The 6,339-nt window shown below is 66.0% G+C and carries 5 protein-coding genes; all 5 read left to right on the forward strand.

The window, feature by feature from the left end; translation table 11 throughout:
* The first annotated feature begins 184 nt into the window (after nucleotides 1-184).
* The 5 genes from HZI36_RS26120 to HZI36_RS26140 all read left to right on the forward strand — a co-directional run bounded on the left by HZI36_RS26120 (nucleotide 185) and on the right by HZI36_RS26140 (nucleotide 6,327).
* On the forward strand, nucleotides 185-961 hold the full coding sequence (locus HZI36_RS26120) for a gamma-glutamyl-gamma-aminobutyrate hydrolase family protein (protein ID WP_179405567.1): 777 nt from the start codon (nucleotides 185-187) through the stop codon (nucleotides 959-961).
* 28 nt (nucleotides 962-989) lie between these two features.
* A complete protein-coding gene (locus HZI36_RS26125) occupies nucleotides 990-2,324 on the forward strand; it encodes a glutamine synthetase family protein (RefSeq protein ID WP_179405568.1) in 1,335 nt (444 codons plus the stop codon).
* A gap of 39 nt (nucleotides 2,325-2,363) precedes the next feature.
* A complete protein-coding gene (locus HZI36_RS26130; RefSeq protein ID WP_179405569.1) occupies nucleotides 2,364-3,794 on the forward strand; it encodes an aspartate aminotransferase family protein in 1,431 nt (476 codons plus the stop codon).
* Nucleotides 3,795-3,867: 73 nt separating this feature from the next.
* Nucleotides 3,868-4,989: a polyamine ABC transporter substrate-binding protein gene (locus HZI36_RS26135; protein WP_179405570.1), complete on the forward strand. Its 1,122-nt coding sequence runs from the start codon at nucleotides 3,868-3,870 to the stop codon at nucleotides 4,987-4,989.
* Nucleotides 4,990-5,172: 183 nt separating this feature from the next.
* On the forward strand, nucleotides 5,173-6,327 hold the full coding sequence (locus HZI36_RS26140) for an ABC transporter ATP-binding protein (protein WP_179405571.1): 1,155 nt from the start codon (nucleotides 5,173-5,175) through the stop codon (nucleotides 6,325-6,327).
* Nucleotides 6,328-6,339: the final 12 nt, after the last annotated feature.

Genomic DNA, 6,339 nt, shown 5'->3' on the forward strand with positions numbered 1-6,339 from the left:
CACGAAACGGGCACGGACCGATTAGTTCGCGCAGCGAAACTCAAGACCGTCGTACCCGCTGCGCCCGATCGTCAGTGGCCATGCGCCCAGCGCTTGGCTGCCGGGCATCGTCGCGTCCACGATCCGCGCACCCGCACTTGTGCCGGATTCCGACCGTCGAGCGCCCGCTCAGGCAATTGAAACTATGGCAAGGAAACCCCTGGTCGGCGTCACCGCCGACCTGACGCAAATCGGCGCCCATGCGTCCCACACGGTCGGCGACAAGTACGTCGCCGCGATCGTCGACGGCTCGAACGCGCTCGCGATGGTGCTGCCCGCGCTCGGCGAGCGGCAGGCAGCCGCCGACGTGCTCGACGCCGTTGACGGCCTGCTGTTTACCGGCAGCTACTCGAACGTCGAACCGCGCCATTACGGCGGCGAACCGAGCCAGCCCGGCACGAAGCATGACGCCGCGCGCGACGCGACGACGCTGCCGCTGCTGCGCGCCGCGATCGATGCGGGCGTGCCGGTGCTCGCGGTGTGCCGCGGCTTCCAGGAACTGAACGTCGTCTGCGGCGGCACGCTGCACCAGCGCGTGCACGAAACGCCGGGCTTCGACGATCACCGCGAAGACGACGACGCTTCGCTCGAAACGCAGTACGGCCCCGCGCACGCGGTGCGGCTGACGCCGGGCGGCGTGCTGCACCGGCTCGCCGGCGGCAAGGACGAAGTACGCGTGAACTCGCTGCACAAACAGGGCATCGCCACGCTCGGCGCCGGCCTCGCAATCGAGGCGGTCGCGCCGGACGGCCTCGTCGAGGCGGTCAGCGTGATCGGCGCGCGCGCATTCGCGCTTGCGGTGCAATGGCACCCCGAATGGCGCCAGGCGCAGGACCCGCTGTCGAACGCGATCTTCCGCGCATTCGGCGACGCGTGCCGCGCCCGTCGCCAGGCCCGCGAACAAGCTGCCGCGCATGCGTGAGCGCCCTGCAACCGATACGAGAACCCACATGCAAAATATTGAAGACTTTCTGAAGCAACACCGGATCACCGAGATCGAAGCGATCATCCCCGACATGGCCGGCATCGCGCGCGGCAAGATCACGCCGCGCAACAAGTTCACGTCCGGCGAATCGATGCGCCTGCCGCAGGCCGTGATGGTGCAGACCGTCACCGGCGAGTATCCGGAGGACGGCACGCTGTCCGGCGTCACCGATCCGGACATGGTCTGCGTGCCCGATCCGTCGACGATCTGCCTGATTCCGTGGGCCTCCGATCCGACCGCGCAGGTGATCCACGACTGCGTGCACTTCGACGGCTCGCCGGTCGAGATCTCGCCGCGCTACGTGCTGCGCCGCGTGCTGGCGCTGTACAAGGCGAAGGGCTGGAAGCCCGTCGTCGCGCCCGAGCTCGAGTTCTATCTGGTCGACATGAACAAGGACCCGGACCTGCCGCTGCATCCGCCGATCGGCCGTACCGGCCGCGCGGAAACCGGCCGTCAGTCGTACTCGATCGAAGCGGTGAACGAGTTCGACCCGCTGTTCGAGGACATCTACGAATACTGCGAGACGCAGAATCTCGACATCGACACGCTGATCCACGAAGTCGGTGCCGCGCAGATGGAGATCAACTTCAACCACGGCGACGCGCTGTCGCTCGCGGATCAGGTGTTCCTGTTCAAGCGCACGGTGCGCGAGGCGGCGCTGCGCCACAACATGTACGCGACGTTCATGGCGAAGCCGATGGAAGGCGAACCGGGCTCGGCGATGCACGTGCACCAGAGCATCGTCGACGAGGAAACGGGCCGCAATATCTTCACCGGCGCCGACAACGGCCCGTCGAAGATGTTCTATCACTACCTCGCCGGGCTGCAGAAGTACACGCCGGCGCTGATGCCGATCTTCGCGCCGTACATCAACTCGTACCGCCGGCTGTCGCGCTTCATGGCCGCGCCGATCAACGTGCAGTGGGGTTACGACAACCGCACGGTCGGCTTCCGGATTCCTTACTCGGGCCCGAGCGCGCGCCGCATCGAGAACCGCATCCCGGGCGTGGACTGCAACCCGTATCTCGCGCTCGCCGCGACGCTCGCGGCCGGCTATCTCGGGATGACGCAAGCGCTCGAGCCGACCGAGCCGCTCGTCAGCGACGGCTACTCGCTGCCGTACCAGCTGCCGCGCAACCTCGAGGAAGGGCTGTCGCTGATGGCCGCCTGCGAGCCGATCCGCGAGATCCTCGGCGAGAAGTTCCTGAAGGCGTACTTCGCGCTGAAGGAAACCGAATACGAAGCGTTCTTCCGCGTGATCAGCTCGTGGGAACGCCGCCATCTGCTGCTGCACGTCTGACGCGTGCGCGTCGAATCGAAATTGTTGGAGGAACGAAACATGACGTACCGTAACGAATCCGCGTGGGTCCAGCCCGCCGCACCGGCCGCGCGCGCCACCGAGGCCGCCCGCTCGACCGCCGAATACCGCGCGCTCGACGCCGCGCATCACATCCATCCGTTCTCGGACATGGGGTCGCTGAACCGCGCGGGCAGCCGCGTGATCGTGAAGGCCGACGGCGTCTATCTGTGGGACTCCGAAGGCAACAAGATCATCGACGGGATGGCCGGCCTCTGGTGCGTGAACGTCGGCTACGGCCGCAAGGAACTCGCCGACGCCGCGTATCGCCAGCTGCAGGAACTGCCGTTCTACAACACGTTCTTCAAGACCACGCACCCGCCGGTGATCGAGCTGTCGCGGATGCTCGCCGAAGTGACGCCGGACGGCTTCGAGCACTTCTTCTACTGCAACAGCGGCTCGGAAGGCAACGACACCGTGCTGCGCCTCGTGCACCAGTACTGGCGCGTGCAGGGCCAGCCGCAGAAGAAGTTCGTGATCTCGCGCAAGAACGGCTACCACGGCTCGACGATCGCCGGCGGCACGCTCGGCGGGATGGGCTACATGCACGAGCAGATGCCGTCGAAGGTCGAGAACATCGTGCACATCGACCAGCCGTACTTCTTCGGCGAAGGCGGCAAGGACGAGACACCGGAAGCGTTCGGCCTCGCGCGCGCGCAGCAGCTCGAAGCGAAGATCCTCGAGCTCGGCGCGGAAAACGTCGCCGCGTTCATCGGCGAGCCGTTCCAGGGCGCGGGCGGCGTGATCTTCCCGCCGTCGACGTACTGGCCGGAAATCCAGCGGATCTGCCGCAAGTACGACATCCTGCTCGTCGCCGATGAAGTGATCGGCGGCTTCGGCCGCACCGGCGAATGGTTCGCGCATCAGCACTTCGGCTTCGAGCCGGACCTGATCACGATGGCGAAGGGGCTGACGTCCGGCTACGTGCCGATGGGCGCGGTCGGGATTCACAAGCGCGTCGCGCAGCCGATCATCGAGAACGGCGATTTCAACCACGGCCTCACGTACTCGGGCCACCCGGTCGCGGCGGCGGTCGCGGTCGCGAACCTGACGCTGCTGCGCGACGAGGGAATCGTCGAGCGCGTGAAGACCGACACCGGCCCGTACTTCCAGGCTGCGCTGCGCGAGGCGTTCGCACGCCATCCGATCGTCGGCGAGGTGCACGGCACGGGCCTCGTCGCGAGCCTGCAGCTCGCTCAATCGCCGGCCGAGCGCCGCCGCTTCGAGAACGGCGGCGACGTTGGCACGATCTGCCGCGACTTCTGCTTCAACGGCAACCTGATCATGCGCGCGACCGGCGACCGGATGCTGCTGTCGCCGCCGCTCGTGATCTCGCGTCCGGAGATCGACGAGATCGTGTCCAAAGCAAAGAAGGCCGTCGATGCAACGGCCCAACAACTCGGACTTTTGTAAACGCATCATTGATAGGCGTCGGCGCCCGCACGGTGCGGGCGCCGACGACTCCCACCATCAGAGGAAACCAACCATGCGTGCTCGCTTCGTCCGCCATGTCTTCGCCGCCGCCGCCCTCGCCGTCGCGGCTGGCGTCACTTCGATCGCCAGCCAGCCGGCGCAGGCCGCCGACTCCGTGCTGAACGTCTACAACTGGTCGGATTACATCGCGAAAGATACGATCCCGAACTTCGAGAAGCAGTCCGGCATCCACGTGAAGTACGACAACTACGACAGCGACGACACGCTGCAGGCGAAGCTGCTGGCGGGCAGCTCGGGCTACGACATCGTCGTGCCGACGTCGAACTACATGGCCAAGCAGATCCAGGCGGGCGTCTATCAGAAGCTCGACAAGTCGAAGCTGCCGAACCTGTCGAACCTCGATCCGGTGCTGATGAAGATGATCGCCGACGCCGATCCGGGCAACCAGTACGGCGTGCCCTGGGCATACGGCACCGACGGCGTCGGCTACAACGTGCAGGCGGTGAAGAAGGAACTCGGCGACAAGGCGCCGCTCGACAGCTGGGCGCTCGTGCTCGACCCGGCGAACCTGTCGAAGCTGAAAGGCTGCGGCGTGTCGTTCCTCGATCAGGCGGTCGACGTGTTCGCGGCGACGCTGCAGTACATGGGCAAGAACCCGAACAGCACGAACCCGGGCGACTATCAGGCCGCGTTCGACGTGCTGAAGAAAGTCCGCCCGTACATCACGCAGTTCAACTCGTCCGGCTACATCAACGACCTCGCGAACGGTGACGTCTGCGTCGCGATCGGCTGGTCGGGCGACGTCGGCATCGCGCATCGCCGCGCGTCCGAAGCGAAGCGCTCGTATGACATCAAGTTCTCGAACCCGAAGGAAGGTGGCCTGCTGTGGTTCGACGTGATGGTGGTGCCGAAGGATGCGCCGCACCCCGAGGCCGCGATGAAGTGGATCAACTACATCGAGGATCCGAAGGTCAACGCGGCGATCACGAACGAAGTGTTCTATCCGACCGCGAACAAGGCCGCGCGCCAGTTCGTGACGTCGACGGTCGCGCAGGATCCGACCGTCTACCCGGGCGACGAAGTGCTGAAGAAGATGACGCTGATGAAGCCGATGCCGGCCGACATCCTGCGTCTCGAAAACCGCCTGTGGGCCCAGCTGAAGACCGGCCACTGACGTCTGGCATCGACGCGGGCAGACACTGCGCTGCCCGCGCGAACGATCCGGCGGGCTGACGCCCGCCCCGCGCGCCGCGTGCGCGCACCGCTCCATCCCTGGCAAGAGAGCCCTCACGAGACGCGTTCCGCGCGTCACGCGGGGACACTCAAGCCTGAAATCCGTGAATGAATGGTGAAACACATGCAATCGATCCCCAGTCATGACGCCGCGCGCCACGCGCGGCCGGGCGCCACGGCCCCCGCGAAGCAGGACGCCTTCGTCCGCATCGAAAACGTGGTCAAGAAATTCGGCGACAGCACGGCCGTGGACAACGTGAACCTGACGATCATGAAGAACGAGCTGTTCGCGCTGCTGGGCAGTTCGGGCTGCGGGAAGTCGACGCTGCTGCGGATGCTGGCGGGTCTCGAGACGGCGACGTCGGGCAAGATCTTCGTGGACGGCGAGGATCTGGCGACGCTGCCGCCGTACCGCCGTCCGGTGAACATGATGTTCCAGTCGTACGCGCTGTTCCCGCACATGACGGTGGAATCGAACGTGGCGTTCGGACTGAAGCAGGAAGGCACGCCGAAGAACGAGATCAAGGAGCGGGTGGGCGACGCGCTGGCGCTGGTGCAGATGAGCAAGTACGCGCAGCGCAAGCCGCACCAGCTGTCGGGCGGCCAGCAGCAGCGGGTGGCGCTGGCGCGCTCGCTGGTGAAGCGTCCGAAGCTGCTGCTGCTGGACGAGCCGATGTCGGCGCTGGACAAGAAGATCCGCCAGAAGACGCAGCTGGAACTGGTGAACATCATCGAGAAGGTGGACGTGACGTGCGTGATGGTGACGCACGACCAGGAAGAGGCGATGACGATGGCGAGCCGCCTGGCGGTGATGAGCGAAGGCAAGATCATGCAGATCGGCGCGCCGAGCGAGGTGTACGAATACCCGAACTGCCGGTTCTCGGCGGAGTTCATCGGCTCGACGAACCTGTTCGAAGGGCGGATCGTGGAGGACGAGCCGGACCACATCTTCGTGGAGAGCGAGGATCTGGAGGCGCGGATGTACGTGAGCCACGGGGTGACGGGGCCGATGGGGATGCCGGTGGGGATCTCGGTGCGCCCGGAGCGGGTGCGGGTGTCGCGTGAGAAGCCGACGACGGCGCACAACTGGGCACGCGGGGTGGTGACGGACGTCGCGTACATGGGCGCGTACTCGCTGTACCACGTGCGTCTGCCGAGCGGCAAGACGGTGATGTCGAACCTGTCGAGCGCGAACCTGATGCACGACGGCGCGCCTGCCTATAACGACGACGTGTTCGTCTCCTGGTCGCCGGCGAGCGGCGTGGTGCTGACGCAATGAGAACGACTGCTC

It is taken from the genome of Burkholderia guangdongensis, from assembly GCF_013403875.1.
Lineage (GTDB): Bacteria > Pseudomonadota > Gammaproteobacteria > Burkholderiales > Burkholderiaceae > Burkholderia > Burkholderia guangdongensis.

Coding starts and splice junctions, on each gene's coding strand:
- HZI36_RS26120 (WP_179405567.1), top strand. CDS start 185: ATGGCAAGGAAACCCCTGGTCGGCGTCACCGCCGACCTGACGCAAATC.
- HZI36_RS26125 (WP_179405568.1), top strand. CDS start 990: ATGCAAAATATTGAAGACTTTCTGAAGCAACACCGGATCACCGAGATC.
- HZI36_RS26130 (WP_179405569.1), top strand. CDS start 2,364: ATGACGTACCGTAACGAATCCGCGTGGGTCCAGCCCGCCGCACCGGCC.
- HZI36_RS26135 (WP_179405570.1), top strand. CDS start 3,868: ATGCGTGCTCGCTTCGTCCGCCATGTCTTCGCCGCCGCCGCCCTCGCC.
- HZI36_RS26140 (WP_179405571.1), top strand. CDS start 5,173: ATGCAATCGATCCCCAGTCATGACGCCGCGCGCCACGCGCGGCCGGGC.